This is a genomic window from Puniceibacterium confluentis (assembly GCF_007923445.1).
Lineage (GTDB): Bacteria > Pseudomonadota > Alphaproteobacteria > Rhodobacterales > Rhodobacteraceae > Puniceibacterium > Puniceibacterium confluentis.
This window is the reverse complement of the sequence record NZ_VOJI01000009.1, coordinates 193,186-208,721: the sequence shown is the minus strand read 5'-3', so window position 1 is coordinate 208,721 and position 15,536 is coordinate 193,186. Positions and strand designations below refer to the sequence as shown.

General features: G+C 64.1%; 16 protein-coding genes. 10 read left to right on the top strand and 6 right to left on the bottom strand.

The features are described from left to right. Positions 1 to 28: 28 nt before the first annotated feature. Positions 29 to 868 carry a type I glyceraldehyde-3-phosphate dehydrogenase gene (locus FOY53_RS12415; protein ID WP_146589250.1) on the bottom strand — a complete coding sequence of 280 codons (840 nt, stop codon included), beginning with the start codon at positions 866 to 868 and terminating at the stop codon, positions 29 to 31. Positions 869 to 1,080: 212 nt separating this feature from the next. On the opposite strand from FOY53_RS12415, the gene FOY53_RS12410 reads away from it, so the two are divergent. From FOY53_RS12410 to FOY53_RS12400, 3 genes are read left to right on the top strand one after another with little or no spacing between them, the layout of a single operon-like run. Further along, the gene (locus FOY53_RS12410; protein ID WP_146589248.1) at positions 1,081 to 1,464 is read left to right on the top strand and encodes a DoxX family protein; all 384 of its coding nucleotides are present in this window, start codon (positions 1,081 to 1,083) and stop codon (positions 1,462 to 1,464) included. Between the two features lie 30 nt (positions 1,465 to 1,494). Beyond that, positions 1,495 to 2,481, top strand: coding sequence for a DUF808 domain-containing protein (locus FOY53_RS12405; RefSeq protein ID WP_146589246.1), 987 nt, complete (start codon positions 1,495 to 1,497; stop codon positions 2,479 to 2,481). Positions 2,482 to 2,519: 38 nt separating this feature from the next. Beyond that, positions 2,520 to 3,107 carry an NYN domain-containing protein gene (locus FOY53_RS12400; RefSeq protein ID WP_246107376.1) on the top strand — a complete coding sequence of 196 codons (588 nt, stop codon included), beginning with the start codon at positions 2,520 to 2,522 and terminating at the stop codon, positions 3,105 to 3,107. Positions 3,108 to 3,236: 129 nt separating this feature from the next. Here the strand turns inward: FOY53_RS12400 and tkt are convergent, their stop codons facing one another. Further along, on the bottom strand, positions 3,237 to 5,261 hold the full coding sequence (tkt, locus tag FOY53_RS12395) for a transketolase (RefSeq protein ID WP_146589242.1): 2,025 nt from the start codon (positions 5,259 to 5,261) through the stop codon (positions 3,237 to 3,239). A gap of 194 nt (positions 5,262 to 5,455) precedes the next feature. Between tkt and FOY53_RS12390 the strand changes: the two genes are divergently transcribed. Further along, positions 5,456 to 6,022, top strand: coding sequence for a hypothetical protein (locus FOY53_RS12390; protein ID WP_146589240.1), 567 nt, complete (start codon positions 5,456 to 5,458; stop codon positions 6,020 to 6,022). After that, on the top strand, positions 6,022 to 6,423 hold the full coding sequence (locus tag FOY53_RS12385) for a cell division protein ZapA (protein ID WP_146589238.1): 402 nt from the start codon (positions 6,022 to 6,024) through the stop codon (positions 6,421 to 6,423). The genes FOY53_RS12390 and FOY53_RS12385 overlap by 1 nt, the downstream gene beginning before the upstream one ends. A 77-nt stretch (positions 6,424 to 6,500) precedes the next feature. Here the strand turns inward: FOY53_RS12385 and grxD are convergent, their stop codons facing one another. The 3 genes from grxD to xth form a co-directional block, all read right to left on the bottom strand. After that, a complete protein-coding gene (gene grxD / locus FOY53_RS12380) occupies positions 6,501 to 6,878 on the bottom strand; it encodes a Grx4 family monothiol glutaredoxin (RefSeq protein ID WP_146589236.1) in 378 nt (125 codons plus the stop codon). Between the two features lie 130 nt (positions 6,879 to 7,008). Then, positions 7,009 to 7,251, bottom strand: a complete 243-nt coding sequence (locus FOY53_RS12375) for a BolA/IbaG family iron-sulfur metabolism protein (RefSeq protein ID WP_146589234.1) — start codon at positions 7,249 to 7,251, stop codon at positions 7,009 to 7,011. A gap of 233 nt (positions 7,252 to 7,484) precedes the next feature. Next, complete coding sequence (gene xth, locus FOY53_RS12370) at positions 7,485 to 8,267, bottom strand: exodeoxyribonuclease III (RefSeq protein ID WP_146589232.1); 783 nt, start codon at positions 8,265 to 8,267, stop codon at positions 7,485 to 7,487. A gap of 368 nt (positions 8,268 to 8,635) precedes the next feature. Between xth and FOY53_RS24205 the strand changes: the two genes are divergently transcribed. The 3 genes from FOY53_RS24205 to FOY53_RS12360 all read left to right on the top strand — a co-directional run bounded on the left by FOY53_RS24205 (position 8,636) and on the right by FOY53_RS12360 (position 11,384). After that, positions 8,636 to 9,358, top strand: coding sequence for a hypothetical protein (locus FOY53_RS24205; RefSeq protein WP_439332540.1), 723 nt, complete (start codon positions 8,636 to 8,638; stop codon positions 9,356 to 9,358). A gap of 62 nt (positions 9,359 to 9,420) precedes the next feature. Continuing rightward, positions 9,421 to 10,494 carry a DUF6902 family protein gene (locus FOY53_RS12365; protein ID WP_146589230.1) on the top strand — a complete coding sequence of 358 codons (1,074 nt, stop codon included), beginning with the start codon at positions 9,421 to 9,423 and terminating at the stop codon, positions 10,492 to 10,494. Continuing rightward, positions 10,491 to 11,384 carry a DMT family transporter gene (locus FOY53_RS12360; RefSeq protein WP_146589228.1) on the top strand — a complete coding sequence of 298 codons (894 nt, stop codon included), beginning with the start codon at positions 10,491 to 10,493 and terminating at the stop codon, positions 11,382 to 11,384. The genes FOY53_RS12365 and FOY53_RS12360 overlap by 4 nt, the downstream gene beginning before the upstream one ends. Before the next feature lie 300 nt (positions 11,385 to 11,684). Here FOY53_RS12360 and FOY53_RS12355 read toward each other — a convergent pair whose 3' ends face one another. Then, a complete protein-coding gene (locus tag FOY53_RS12355; protein ID WP_146589226.1) occupies positions 11,685 to 12,008 on the bottom strand; it encodes a HesB/IscA family protein in 324 nt (107 codons plus the stop codon). A 109-nt stretch (positions 12,009 to 12,117) separates the two neighbouring features. Here FOY53_RS12355 and FOY53_RS12350 point away from each other — a divergent pair, with 109 nt between their 5' ends. Together FOY53_RS12350 and FOY53_RS12345 are read left to right on the top strand one after the other, a co-directional pair. Further along, the gene (locus FOY53_RS12350; RefSeq protein WP_146589224.1) at positions 12,118 to 13,278 is read left to right on the top strand and encodes a deoxyguanosinetriphosphate triphosphohydrolase; all 1,161 of its coding nucleotides are present in this window, start codon (positions 12,118 to 12,120) and stop codon (positions 13,276 to 13,278) included. Between the two features lie 350 nt (positions 13,279 to 13,628). Beyond that, on the top strand, positions 13,629 to 15,449 hold the full coding sequence (locus tag FOY53_RS12345) for a cation:proton antiporter (RefSeq protein ID WP_146589222.1): 1,821 nt from the start codon (positions 13,629 to 13,631) through the stop codon (positions 15,447 to 15,449). Positions 15,450 to 15,536: the final 87 nt, after the last annotated feature.

The window sequence follows — 15,536 nt, the reverse complement described above, 5'->3', positions numbered from 1 at the left end:
GTGTCGCGCTGAGTTCGACGACCAGCTTTCAATGTTTCCAAACACTTACGAAGGGGGTGCATAATGAGCAACCAACGGCCGCTTCGCGCACCACCTCGTTCACATCCGCGACCGTCACATCGCGCCCGGCCTGAAACGTCAGGTCCACAGCCGATACATTCGGCGTCGGCACCCGGATGGCCGATCCGTCCAGTTTGCCTGCCAGCCCCGGCAGCACCTCGCCCAGAGCCTTGGCCGCGCCGGTCGAGGTCGGGATCATGGCCATCGCCGCCGCGCGGGCCCGGTACAGGTCATCGTGCCGACGGTCCAGCGTCGGCTGATCGCCGGTGTAGGAGTGGATTGTGGTCATGATCCCGGCTTCGATGCCGATGCCTTCGTCCAGGACCTTTGCCAGCGGCGCCAGGCAGTTTGTGGTGCAGGATCCGTTCGAGATCATCCGCTCGCTCGCCAGCATCTCGCGGTGGTTGACGCCGTAGACCACGGTGCGGTCGACATTCCTGGCCGGGGCCGAGATCAGCACCGACTTGGCGCCGCGCTCGAGATGCACGCCGGCCCTGGCGCCGTCGTTGAACTTGCCGGTGCATTCCAGCACCACGTCACAGCCGGACCAGTCCAGTTCGTTCGGGTCATAGGTCGAGAACATCTGCATCGGCCCGCGCCCCAGATCCATGCTGTCGCCCTTGACCCGCACCTCGCCGCCGAACCGTCCGTGTACCGAGTCATACCGCAGCAGATGCGCCGAGGTCTCGATCGGCCCGGTGGCGTTGATCTTGACCACCTGCACGTCGTTGCGCGCACTTTCGGCGATATGCGCCAGGGTGCAGCGTCCGATGCGGCCAAAGCCGTTGATGCCAAGCGTGACGGTCATGAAGAGGCTCCTGAACTGTAAAAGTCCCGCAGGGTATAGCCGTGGTTTCTGCGTCTGCGAAACCGACAAAAGACATTATTGCCAATATGTTAGCGATAAAGGTGGTCGCGGTCGGCATGGTGGCGCTAACGCTCGCCACGATTTGCAGCGCTCTGCGGTTCCGGTTGCGCTATCACTGAAGCAACGGCATCACGGCGGGAATCGGGGCAGACATGGCGGACCTGGCAGTTTTGATCGGGAGACTGCTGATCGCACTGTTATTTGCGCTTGGCGCGCTGCAGAAGACCGCTGCCCCGGAGGCGGCCGGGGATTTGCTGATCGGCATGGGATTGCCCTACGGGCTTGTGTGGGTGGCGCTGGTATACAACGCTTTCGCCGCCGGGGCGCTGATCGTCGGATATTGCGTCCGCCCGGTGGCCGCATCGCTGGCGGCTTATTGCGCGCTGACCAGTGTTTTCCACTACTTACCCGAAGATCCCTGGCAGATGAGCATCTTTGTCAAGAACTGGGCGATTGCGGGCGGCTGTCTGGTACTGGCGGCCCACGGCCCGGGCCGTTATGTTTTTCTGGGAACCCGGTTCCGTACTGCGGGTTGACCCAGACATGACACGGAAAAGGGACAGGACATGAGCGGACTGCTGGCGCTACTGGATGACGTGGCGGCGATTGCCAAGGTCGCGGCTTCGTCGATCGACGACGTGATGGGGCAGGCGGTCAAGGCTGGTTCCAAAGCCGCGGGGGCGGTGATCGACGACGCGGCGGTGACGCCGAAATATGTCCATGGTTTCCAGCCCGCGCGCGAACTGCCGATGGTCTGGAAGATCGCCCGCGGATCCCTGATCAACAAGCTTGTGTATCTGCTGCCCGTCGGTCTGCTGCTGACCAATTTCGCGCCATGGCTCATTCCTCCGCTGTTGATGCTGGGCGGGGCGTACCTGTGTTTCGAGGGCGCGGAAAAGATCTTTCACGCGCTGTTTCCCGGCGACGGCCATGCCCCTGCGGAGGGCAAGACGATAGATGATCCCCTGCACCTCGAGGAACAGAAGGTACAGGGCGCGATCAAGACCGATTTCATTCTCTCGGCCGAAATCATGACCATCGCCCTTGCCGCGATTCCGCCCAGCGGTTTCTGGATGGAGGCGTCGACACTGGCGGTGGTCGGGATCCTGATCACTCTGGTGGTCTATGGCAGTGTCGCGCTGATCGTGAAGATGGACGACATCGGCCTTTGGCTGGCACAGGTCGGCCGTCTGGGCGTGACGCGCTGGACCGGGCGAATGATCGTCAAGGCGATGCCGGGGCTGATGAAGGTCCTGACTGTCGTCGGCACGGCAGCGATGCTCTGGGTCGGCGGGTCGATCATCATTCACGGCCTGGGTCAGATGGGTTGGCACTATCCCGAAGAGGTCATTCATCATGCCGCTGTTGCTGTGGCCTCGCTCACTCCGGAAAACATGCACGGCGCCGTGGAATGGATCACCACTGCCGCGATAGACGGTGTGCTGGGGGTCCTGCTGGGGCTGATCCTGATCCCGGTGGGCACAAAGCTGATCACACCGCTCTGGAATGCCGTGTTCGGGGGCAAGAAAGACGAATCGGCCGCCACGCACTAGACTGCCCGGAATTGAATGTCCGACGCAGAGTGCCTGCCGTGAAATTATTGCTCCTTGCCTTGTTCTTCTCCGTAGCGGGTATCCTCGCGGCCCTGAGCCTGCCGGGCTGGTCCGACCTGCTGTTGCTTGCCGGACCCGGCGCCATTGCCAGTCTGATCCTGCTTGTCAGGGCGCGATGGCCGCGGATTGTCCGGGCACGGCCCCGGGCGGACTGGGTCGTCGTGGACGGATCGAACGTCATGTACTGGAAGGACGAGACCCCGAGCCTCGCCACCGTGCGCAAAGTGGTGCAGCACCTGCGCAGCGAGGGCTTGGCCTGCCGGGTGTTCTTTGATGCAAACGTCGGCTACCTGGTGTCGGGGCGATACTTGAATGACAGGGATTTGTCGCGATTGCTCGGGGTGCGGCGCAACCGGATCACGGTGGTGCCGAAAGGCACTCCGGCGGATCCAGAAATCCTGTCGGAAGCCCGCAAACTCGGGGCGCGGGTGATCACCAACGACCGCTACCGCGACTGGATCACCGCACATCCCGAAATCCGCACCAAAGGCCATCTTGTCCAGGGTGAGTTTCGCCATGGTCGGTTGTGGCTCGATCTGCCGACCGAACAGGCGCAGGTGTCCTAGAACGGCCCTGTGCGCGCCGGAGGGTCCGGCACCCTGCGGCCCGGAACAGATGAAAGCAGAACGCCCCGGACCGGTGGCCGGGGCGTTGCCGTCTGTTCCTTCCGACTGCGGGTTGCAGCCGGCGTCAGCCTATTTGCCCGAAAGCAGATCGCGCACCTTTTGCGCCGCCGCTTCGGCAGTGATGCCGAAATGTTTGTAAAGCTCTTCTGCCGGCGCAGAGGCGCCAAAGCCGTCCATGCCGATAAAGCCCGACTTTTCACGCTTGCCACGCTCACCCAGCAGCCAGCGATCCCAGCCAAAGCTGACACCCGCCTCGATGGCCACGCGCACCGGACCCCCGGGCAGCACGCGTTTGCGCACCGCTTCGTCCTGGGCCTCGAACAGCTCCCAGCAGGGCATCGAAACCACCCGCGTGCCGATGCCTTCGGCCTGCAGGATGTCGCGTGCCGCCATGGCGATGGAGACTTCTGACCCCGTGGCCATCAGGATTGCCTGACGTTTGCCGTCAGCATCGGCCAGGACATAGGCGCCCTGTTCGACCATGTTCTTGTTCTTGTGCTCGGTGCGCACCGTCGGGAGATTCTGCCGCGACAGCGCCAGTACCGACGGGGTCGAGGTCGAGGTCAGGGCAATTTCCCAGGCCTCGGCGGTTTCGACGGTGTCGGCGGGACGGAAGACATAGGTGTTCGGCGTGGCGCGGGAAATCGCCAGATGTTCGACCGGCTGGTGGGTCGGGCCATCTTCGCCCAGGCCGATGCTGTCATGTGTCATCACGAATACCGTCGGCACCTGCATCAGCGCGGCAAGGCGCATCGCCGGGCGGGCGTAGTCGGTGAAACACATGAATGTGCCGCCGTAGGGGCGCACGCCGCCATGCAGCGCCATGCCGTTCATCGCCGCCGCCATGCCGTGTTCGCGAATGCCGTAGTAGACATAGCGCCCGCCGCGGTTGTCGGTGTCGAACACGCCCAGGTCGGCTGTGAGGGTGTTGTTCGACCCGGTCAGATCGGCCGAGCCGCCCACGGTTTCCGGCAGGATGGGGTTCACCACCTCCAGCACCATTTCCGAGGACTTGCGCGTCGCAACCGAGGGCGCGGATTCCGATATCTGCTTTTTCAGCGCCTTGATCGTCGCGCTCAGCTTCTTCGGGGCTTCGCCGGCCAGCTGGCGATTGAACTCGGCCCGCTTGTTCTGGGACTGCGCGTCGAAACGCTCTTCCCAGGCCTCACGTGCCTCGGCGCCGCGGGTGCCGATTGCCTCCCACTGCGATTTCACGGCGTCGGGCACTTCGAACGGTCCGGTGGTCCATCCATAGACGGCCTTGGCAGCGGCCATCTGGGTGGCATCGGTCAGGGCGCCATGCCCCTTTGACGTGTCCTGCGCCGCGTGGCCCAGGGCGATATGGGTCTTGCAGGCGATCATCGACGGTGTGTCGGTCTTTTTCGCCGCCGCAATCGCGGCATCAATCGCTTCGGGATCGTGGCCGTCGATTTCCTGCACATCCCAGCCCGCAGCGGTAAAGCGGCCCACCTGGTCGGTGCGATCCGACAGCGACACCTTGCCGTCGATGGTGATGTCGTTGTTGTCCCAGAACACGATCAGCCTGGACAGCTTTTGCCGCCCGGCCAGACCGATGGCCTCGTGACTGACGCCTTCCATCAGGCAGCCGTCGCCGGCCATCACATAGGTATAGTGGTCGACGATCTTCGCGCCGAAACGTGCGCGCTGGATCTCTTCGGCCATGGCGAAACCGACGGAATTCGAGATGCCCTGACCCAGCGGCCCGGTTGTCGTCTCGATCGCCGTGGCATGGGTGTTTTCCGGGTGGCCCGCGGTGCGCGCGCCCAGTTGGCGGAAGTTCTTGATTTCCTCGAGCGTGATTTCCGCATCACCCATGAGATAGAGCAGCGAATACACCAGCATCGAGCCGTGCCCCGCGGACAGGATGAACCGGTCGCGGTCCGGCCAGGTCGGGTTGGCGACGTCAAATTTGAGATGCTTTTCAAACAGCACCGTGGCCACATCGGCCATGCCCATCGGCATCCCGGAATGGCCCGACTTGGCGGCGGCGACGGCATCCAGCGTCAGCGCCCGGATGGCGGCAGCCTTCATCCAGTGATCGGGGTTCTTGGCTTTGAGCGCGTCAATGTCCACGTGCGAAGTCCTTGTTAGGGGTGTCGGAACGCTCAATAACAGCGTGGCGGCGAAGATCAAGCGCACCCCATAAGGCCTTGACAGATAAGGGGGCGCAATTTCCCATCCGGATTGCTAAACTTGGCGATAACAGAGCGTCAGCGATTCGCAGGGATGCTGTATCAAGGCTCGACAGGCAGTGCAGAGGGCAAGACATGACCCAGATTGAAGAACTGGAACGGCGTATAACCGCGGCTCTGGACCGGATCGCGCAGGGCGTCGAGGCGCTGGACCGGGCGCCGGGCGCCGTGTCCGAACCGGTGTCGGACCCGGAAATCGACCCTGATTCAGCCCTCGGGTCAGCGGCGGCCGAGGTGGACCCCGAAGAGATTGCGGCGCTGCGCGAGGCCCTGGCCGACGAACGTCTGGCCAACGCCCAGCTGGAGGAAAGGGTGCGCGCGATCCGGCAGAAGCAGGACAGCAGCGTGAAAGATCTGCAAAGCCAGGTCGCGGCCCATCGTGACTCGCTCGGGGCGCTGGACCAGGATCTGCAGCACCTGCGCCGGGCCAATGACATGCTGGTCAACGTCAATCAGGATCTGCGGCGGGCCCTCGAAGACAATCTTGGCGAACCCGACCTGATCAACAAGGCAATGCTGGCCGAACTCGAAGCCCTGCGCGCCGCGCGCGCCGCCGAGACGGCGGAATCGCGCGCCGTGCTCGATGCGCTCGAGCCGCTGCTGGCGGAAGCCGCCAACAATCCGGCAGAGGAGAGCGCCTGATGCCCGAAGTTCCCATCAATATTGGCGGCCGCACCTTCGAAGTCGCCTGCCAGCCCGGTGAAGAGCAGTACCTGCAATCCGCCGCCCGCATGCTGGACACCGAAGCGTCGGTTCTGGTCGAACAGATCGGCAGGGTGCCGGAATCGCGAATGCTGCTGATGGCCGGACTGATGCTGGCCGACAAGACCGCCGGGCTGGAGGATCGCTTGCGTGAAAGCGAGGATCGGGCCGCAGGTCTGCAGGACGAACTGCGCGCGCTGCGCGAGTCGCCCGCGCCCGCGCCCGAGCGTATCGAAGTGCCGGTGGTCCCCGCGAAAGTGACCGAGTCGATGGCGGAAATTGCCGCGCGCGCCGAAGCACTGGCGGATGAAATCGAGGAAAAATCCGTCAGCCGCAGCTAGGCCGCCGGGACTGTGACGCAAAGACGCCGCCCGTTGCGGGGCGGCGTCGTGATCGATTGGCCGTCGGAAGTTCGGCTTCAGCCGTTGGCTTCGCGGATCTTGTCGGCCGCTTCCTTGTCATAGGACACGCCGTTTGTTTCGAACAGCTGGTCCAGTTCACCCGACAAGGTCATCTCGGTGATGATGTCGCAGCCGCCGACGAATTCGCCTTTTACATAAAGCTGCGGAATCGTCGGCCAGTCCGAGTATTCCTTGATGCCCTGACGGATGTCCGCATCTTCGAGCACGTTCACATCGGCGAAATCCACGCCCATGTAATTGAGCACGCCGGCGACGCGGCTCGAGAATCCGCACTGCGGCATCGCCTTGGTGCCCTTCATGAACAGCACGACCGGGTTGGACGTGACCGTGTCCTTGATCCGGGTCTTGGCGTCTGTGGTGTTGGCTTCAGTCATCTTGGGTCTCCGTAATATCGTGACGCCGTTTTGCGGCCCGAATGACCGGTCGCAGAGCGCCATAAGTGATTAGGCCGACAAGGGCGAAGGCGCCCAGGATCGGCCAGGTGTCGGCGAGCAGGGCCACCGGTCAGGCCGGTGCCTTGGTGGTCAGGGCAAGGGCGTGCAGGGCGCCGCTGGGGCCGTCCATCTTGCCCTTGAGCGCAGCATAGACAGCACGCTGTTGCTGCACCCTGTTCTTGCCGCGAAAGGATTCGTCGATCACTTCGGCGGCGTAATGGTTGCCGTCACCGGCAAGGTCGGTGATGGTGATTTTTGCCGCCGGAAACTCCGCGCGGATCAGGTCTTCGATTTCCTGTGCCTCAATGGCCATGTGTCCGGGCTCCGCTGATCTGTGTTCTCCCCAGATGTAAGCCTGCGGTCGCGCGGGTGCAAGCGGTGGCATCGATCCGCGGCACCGTGACGGGCAGGTTGCCGGGGTCCGCGCGCTTTGTGGGCAGCCAGGGTTTCGGTCAGCAGGGCAGCGCGACGGGGCAGCGGGACTGGGCAGCGGACGGGCAGGTCGCTCGGCGACCCCGCTGCGCACTGCTTCCGCCGACAGCGGAGTCAGGCGGCGAGCTCGACCCAGACCGGGACATGATCGGACGGCTTTTCGCGCCCGCGCACGTGTCTGTCGATCTCGCAGGCGGTCAGCATGTCGGCACAGGCCGGGCTCAGCAGGAAATGGTCGATGCGGATGCCATTGTTGCGGTCCCAGGCGCCGGCCTGATAATCCCAGAAGGAATAATGCCCCGGCCCCTGCGTGCGTGCCCGGAAAGCCTCGGTAAAGCCCAGGTTCAGGATCCGGCGAAACGCGGCGCGGGTCTGGGGCAGATACAGGGCGTCCTCTTCCCAGGCCTTGGGGTTGGCCGCGTCCTCGGGTTGGGGGATCACGTTGTAGTCCCCGGCCATCAGCGCCGGCATCTCGTCCGCCAGCAGGGCCTTTGCCCGGGCCTCCAGACGCGCCATCCAGGCCAGCTTGTAGTCGTATTTCGGCCCCGGGGCCGGATTGCCGTTGGGCAGGTACAGCCCGCAGAGCCGCACGGCGTGGCTGTCGCCGACCACCGTCGCCTCGATCCAGCGGGCCTGTTCGTCGGCGTCGTCGCCGGGCAGGCCGCGGCGCACGTCCTCAAGTGGAAGTTTCGACAGGATCGCAACGCCGTTGAACCCTTTCTGACCGTGGGTCTCGACGTTGTAGCCACGCTCTTCGATCAGTTCGCGCGGAAAGTTTTCGTCTACCGACTTGATCTCCTGCAGCAGCGCCACATGAGGTTGAGCCTCGTCAAGCCAGGCGATCAGCGCCTCGATCCGCGCCTTGACCCCGTTGATGTTGAAGCTGGCGATTTTCATGGCGACCTCCTGATGCTGCACCGCATCTATCCCCGATCTCCGGACCCTGACAAGGACGGGATCTGTACCGGGCGGAGAATCATCTTGTTCAAAAGGTGTCAGGACCCCGCCGATTCCGGTCACGATTCGGCGTGTGTCCGACGCGGACAGGCGGCAGATTCGGGCTTTTTTGTGTCATCGGATAAATTTTTTTTCACCCTGTGGATAACTTTCAGAACCGAAGTGAGTTCCGTTGCGTAAAGCAATGTTTTCATGTGGGTAACTTAGCGGAAAAACACGCATGTCGAGAAAAGCATTTTGCGAAACAATTTCGCCGTGCAAGCGTCAAGGGGCAAATCAGCATCATCCCAACCCCCCTGGAGGTCACAATGTCGGCTCAATTCAAGCACACCGTTTCCGAAGCATTCCTTAACGTCCGCGGTGTCGCCAGATCCGCCAGCCTGCACGCCGGTGACGCCTGTGACCTGTTCACTTCGGGCTCCGCTCCGGCGATGTCCGTCGATGCCCTGCTGGGTGATGTGACCGGCCTGTTCACCTCGGGTTCGGCACCGACATCCAGCCGCAGCCTGACAGGCGACGCGGTCGAGATGTTCACCTCCGGTTCGGCGCCGACATCCAGCCGCAGCCTGACCGGCGACGCGGTCGAGATGTTCACCTCCGGTTCGGCGCCGACATCCAGCCGCAGCCTGACCGGCGACGCGGTCGAGATGTTCACTTCGGGTTCCGCTCCGTCCGGCACCAAGGCCACAACCGGCGACGCGGTCGAGATGTTCACCTCGGGCTCCGCTCCGGCCGGCACCAAGGCCACAACCGGCGATGCGGTCGAGATGTTCACCTCGGGTTCCGCTCCGGTCGGCACCAAGGCCACAACCGGCGACGCGGTCGAGATGTTCACCTCGGGTTCCGCTCCGGCCGGCACCAAGGCCACAACCGGCGATGCGGTCGAGATGTTCACCTCGGGTTCCGCTCCGGCCGGCACCAAGGCCACAACCGGCGATGCGGTCGAGATGTTCACCTCGGGTTCCGCTCCCCTGAAGACTGTCAAGATCGGTGCCGGTGAAGGCACAGCACTTTTCACTTCCGGCTCGTAAGACGCTGTACAGATCGGGGCGGGCCGTTGGCCTTGCCTGAAGACCGACAAGGGAGACTGACCATGACCAATGTCATCCAACTCAACGTACCGCCCCGACTGACTCCGCAGGATGCGCGTATCGGCGCGCTTCTCGCCAGCTTTGCCCTTGACCGGCGCACCGGTGACGACGTTTTCTGGCTCAAGGAAAATGCCGAAGTGCTCAATATTCTCGAATGCACCGGCGCAGAGGTTTCCCAGGGTGCCCTGTCGGCGCATCAGGGGTTCTACGACACGGTGGAGCGTCGGCTCAACTTTTTCCCGCAATACTACCGGTTTCTGTTGTCGATCACACTCGACCTCGAAGACCTCGGCATGCCGGGTTCCAAAGGCGCGCAGCTGGTCGACTGGGCGGCGACCCAGGGGCTGGCGCAGGCCGAACTGTCGGATCTGCAGCGGATGGAGGCCCGCCGTCTGATGGCGCGCCGCAACCGTGATCCGCTGCCCAGGGACCATGGGCTGACCGATCGGGTCCGGGCCTTCATCAATCGGGCCGAAACCTTTACCCTGCCCAACAAGAAAGCGGCCTATGAACTGACCCACGCGGTGTTCTACCTCAGTGAATACGGTCGGCGCGACCCGGAACTGGACAAGGGCGCCCGCACCAGCCTGCACTATGCCGGACTGCTGGCCTACCTTGACCAGAATGCCGACTTGCTGGCCGAAATCTGTGTCGCCATGGCTTTTGCGGGCGAACCGGCGCCCGATCTGTGGACCGACTGGCTGGCCCGCGAGACGCTGGCCTTTACCGTGACCTGTGACGATCACGTCGGGGTTCATGACGACTACCACGAATTTCTGGTCTGCCACTGGCATCAGGCGATGGCCGGAGACGCCATATTCCGCGCGCCGATCGCGCCGGGCCGGATGCGGTTTGACCGCTCGGACCTGCGCAGTGCGCCGTTGCGCGAAATGTCGGAGTGCATGTTCCGCATGGAAGAGGCGCGGTCCGGCGACTGGACCCGAATGCGGGGCAGGATCGAGGCGCAGTTGTCGCCCGAAGCCATGAACGTGGTCAGTCATGCCGAAGAAGACTCGCTGTTCGAGGCGTTCTTTCACGGGTTCGCGAGGGTTGATCGCGTCGGGATGCCGGCATGAAGTCACCTGTTGCTCTGATCGGGGCGGCTCTGGTCGCACTCTATACATTGACGATATCGGCGGCGGACGGGATCACCAAGCTGATCTCGCAGGGCTACGCGGCGCCACAGCTGTTTGCCTTGTCGGCTGCCATGGTTCTGGCCCTCAGCTGGGGGGCAAGCCGGATGCAGCGCTCCGCCGGGGCAGGCGGCCTGCGCACCCGCGCGCCGCGGGCGATGGCCCTGCGGGCGGGCCTCACCGTTCTGGCCTGCGTCGGTTTCTTCAAGGCGTTCCAGCTGTTGCCGTTTGCCGACGTCTTCCTGTTCATCGGGCTGATGCCGGTGATCGCCGCACTGCTGAGCGGCCCGGCCCTGGGCGAACCCCTGCGCCGCGAGGCGGTCGCAGCCCTTGGGCTTGGAACTCTGGGGCTGTTCTGCCTGTTGCCGGGTGGCCTGTCCGCGGTGCAGCCCGGCCATGCCTGGGCGCTTATGGCGGCGCTGACCGGCACCGGGTCCATGCTCTGCGCCCGGTACATCGGACGGATCGAAACCAATGCGCTGGCCCAGGTGTTTTATCCCAACCTGGCCATCCTTGTGGTCATGGGGGCGGCGTTGCCCTTTGTCTGGCGCCCGATGGGCTTGGCGGATCTCGGATGGATCGCTGCCTACGCGCTGTTCCTGTTCGCCGCGCGCTGGATCGTGACGGTGGCCCTGCGCCTGCTGCCCGCCTATGTGGCCACGGCGCTGATGAATCTCCAGTTTGTCTGGATGGTCCTGATTGGCTTTGTCGCCTTTGGAGAAGTTCCAAATCTTGGCAGTCTCACCGGCGTGGCGCTTGTCATCGCATCGGGGCTCTGGCTGGTCTTTGCGGAACACATGCCGCGCCAGCAGCCCACCGCAGCGCGGGCCTGACGGTTGCGAAGCGAGGGGGCAGCCCCTCGCGCTCGCCGGGATATTTGAGCTCCGGATAAGTTGCGGGTTGTGACAATTTCCGGACCACACCCGTGGCCGGGAAAGTCAGGCGCGCCAGATTGCGTGATCCACGCGACGCCAGACCGGGAATGCGGGGTCAGCCGCGCCGGTCCTGTCACGGACGCACCGTGGCAATCCCGTTGTGCGCGTCAGACGTTTGCGTTTGCGCACCGGCTGATCCGGTTGGAAGCTCTGTCAGGGCTAGCCTGTCGGACGCAGAGCGGCTCGCAACTCTGGTACCTAGATCGAAAAGCTGGTGCCACAGCCGCATGACGAGGTGGCGTTTGGATTCTCGATGACAAAACGCGCGCCGATCAACTCTTCCGTAAAATCAATCACCGCGTTCGACAGAAAGGGCAGCGACACCTTGTCGACCACAACCGTCTGTCCCTGACCGCTCAGGATCAGGTCATCCTCCTCGGGGGTGTCGAGCTTGATCTCGTACTGGAAACCCGAGCAACCGCCACCTTCGACGGCAACCCGCAGAACCTTGCCTTCGGCGTCGGCGCCGATTTCGGCCAGACGGGCAAAGGCGCGTTCTGTGACTTTGGGCGGCAGTTGCATGACCGGACCTCTCGCGGTGTTTCTTTCCAAGGCTGGGCTTTATATACGTATCCCGACGACGACCGACAAGAGATGGGCTGCGCTGCGGTCCCGGGAACAGGAATAAGATATGCGCGCCCCACAGGCCTGCGACCCGCACCGCGTTCGCGGACGGCTTTTCGACGAAGAGGAAAGCGCCTTCCGGTCGTGTTTTCAGCGCGACCGCGACCGGATCATTCATTCTTCGGCCTTCCGGCGGCTGAAACACAAGACGCAGGTGTTCGTTGAACACGAGGGCGATTTCTATCGCACCCGTCTGACCCATTCGATCGAAGTGGCGCAGGTCGCACGCACCATCGCCGGGGCGCTCGACCTCAACACCGATCTTACCGAAGCGGTGGCGCTGGCGCATGACCTGGGGCACACTCCGTTTGGTCACACCGGCGAGGACGCGCTGGATCTGCTGATGCAGCCCTGGGGCGGGTTTGACCACAACGCCCAGGCACTGCGGATCGTCACCTCGCTCGAGCGGCATTATGCCGAGTTCGACGGGTTGAACCTCACCTGGGAAACCCTTGAAGGCATTGCAAAACACAATGGTCCGGTCCTGTCGCCGCTGCCGCAGGCCCTGCAGGAATACGACCGGCTGCATGACCTCGAACTGCACACCCATGCCAGCGCCGAGGCACAGGTCGCGGCGTTGTCGGACGACATTGCCTACAACAATCACGATCTGCATGACGGGCTGCGCGCCGGCCTGTTCAGCGAGGATCAGATCGCGCGTCTGCCGATGATCGATGCCGCCTATGCCGAGGTCGATGCGACCTATCCCGGGCTCGACGCCTATCGCCGCCGCCACGAGGCGCTGCGGCGGGTGTTCGGGGCGATGGTTGCGGATGTGATCGACACCTCGCGCCGCCGGATGGAAGAGGCCGGCTGTGCCGACGCGCAGTCGGTGCGCGATCTCGGTCGCCCGGTGATCGCCTTTTCAGATCCGGTCTGGGCGCAGATTCGCGGTATCCGGTCCTTTCTGTTCGAACACATGTACCGTGCGCCCAGTGTCATGGAGCAGCGTGAAAAGGTCACCAAGGTGGTGAATGACCTGTTTCCGCTGTACATGTCGCGCCCGGACGAGTTGCCGAAGCGCTGGCACAGCGACATTGCCGCCGCAGCCGGGGATGCCGGGCTGGCCCGGCTGGTGGCCGACTATATCGCCGGGATGACGGACCGTTTCGCCCTGCAGCAGCACACCCGACTGACAGGGCTGGACCTGTTGCAAACCGGGTACTGATGGCGGCTATGGCGCGGTGACCGGGGGCATCGGGATTGTCGCGCCGGCTTGGCGGGAGGTGCGGGGCCGACCACCGCCTGCCGGGACTCTGCCGCAAGGTCCGGGGTTCGGCTGGCCACCCATGATTAACGCCCGCACCCGGCGGCGTCCGGAGCATGGGAACCAATCTGGCCAGGCGGCGTTGGCAAGTGCACCTCGGCAGCCGGCACGAAACCAGACAGACCTGACCTGCGTCCCCGGATGAAGCTACCCCGCCCGACATCGGTGCTGGTCGGCCCCGGGTAAAACCGGATATATCGTACCGGCACAGGATCAAGCCGCACAACGCGGAAGAAAGGCAGAGACGCCCCATGGCAACTTCGGAACTGGCGGGGATCGACCCCGTTCTTGGATTTGCGCTGGTGGGCGTGCTTGGTGTCGGATCGCAGTGGCTGGCCTGGCGTCTTCGCATGCCCGCCATCGTGCTCATGCTGTTGGCGGGACTGCTCGTCGGGCCGGTGCTGGGCCTGCTCGACCCCAAGCGTGACTTTGGCGACATCATGAGCCCGATCATCGCCATCGCCGTTGCCATTATCCTGTTCGAAGGGGGCCTGACCCTCAACTTTCGCTCGCTGCGTGACGCGGCGGTCGGTGTCCGGCGGCTGGTCGTGATCGGCGCCCCGCTGGGCTGGCTTCTGTCGGCGCTGACATTGCGCTACATCGCCGGCCTCAGTTGGGAAACTTCTGCCGTCTTTGGCGGCATCCTGATTGTCACCGGCCCCACGGTGATCGCGCCGCTGCTGCGTCAGGCCCGGCTGCGGCGGCGGCCTGCGGCGCTCTTGCAGTGGGAGGCGATCGTGAACGATCCGGTCGGCGCGCTGGCCGCCGTGCTGGCGTTCGAGGTCGTCATCGTGTTGCAGACCCAGACCGAAGCCGCCTCGGCGGTGTGGGAGATGGTTGTCGGAATCCTGGCGGCGTCGGCGCTGGGGCTGGCCGCGGGCTTTGGCATCGCGCGTGCTTTCCGTCTGGGCTGGGTGCCCGAATATATGAAGGTTCCGGTGCTGTTCGTCGTGCTTCTGGCGACCTTTGCGCTGTCCGATCACGTGCTGCACGAAAGCGGCCTGCTGGCGGTCACCCTCATGGGGTTGTGGATCGCGAATTCGGACCTGCCGAGTTTTACCGAAATGCGCCGGTTCAAGGAGCATGCAACGGTGCTGCTGGTGTCGGGGGTGTTCATTCTCCTGGCCGCCAACATGAGCCGCGAGACGCTGATGGCGATGGACTGGCGGACGCTGGCATTTGTGATCACCGTGCTGCTGGTGGCGCGGCCGGCGTCGGTACTGGCCTCGCTGGCATTTTCGGATGTGCCCTGGGCGGAACGGATACTCGTCGCCTTTACCGGACCGCGGGGCGTGGTGCTCGTGGCTGTGGCCGGATTGTTCGGCGAACGGCTGGCCGCCATCGGCATCGAGGATGGCGGCCAGGTGTCGTCCCTTGCCTTTGCTCTGGTGGCCGCCAGCGTGGTGCTGCACGGCTTCACGCTCAGCCCGATGGCGCGCTGGCTGGGGCTGCATGCCGCAGACCGTCCTGGGGTGCTGATCGTTGGCGGGTCGCGCTGGTCGGTGGCGCTGGCGCAGGCCTTGCAGAAGATGGACCTGCCGGTGATGATCGCCGATCCCAACCATGCCCATCTGCGCGCCGCCCGCGAGGCGGGAATCGACACCTTCTTTGGTGACATTCTGTCCGAGGCGGCGGAGCACCGGCTGGACCTTGTGCGTTACGAACAGCTCATCGCGGCCACCGACAACGACGCATACAACACCCTCGTGGCCACCGACCTCGCCCCGGAGTTCGGACGCGAAAACGTCTTTCAACTGCGGCGCGCCAAGGAACAGAGCACCCGGCATTCGCTGCCGGCCACCCTGGGGGGGCGCGCCTTCGGGCCCAGTGACACCTACGCTTCGGCGAATGCACGCATCACCGACGGTTGTGAATTCCGTGTGACCAAGCTGAGCGAGGAGTTTCCGCTGGAAAAGTGGCGCGAAACCCATCCCGAAGGAACCGCCATTGCTGATCTCGGCACCAATGGCGGCGCCCTGCGGTTCCTGGGGCCCGATGACGAACCGCGCAGCGCCGAAGGGATCCGGCTCTTGTCGCTGCTGCCTGCTCGGCCCGAACGCAAAGACAGCTGACCGCTGATGCCTGTCCGGGCGCTGCCGGGACAACCGGTGCCCCGGACAGGGTGAGGTGACGGCACGGCGCGCGGACACGCCGCGCCG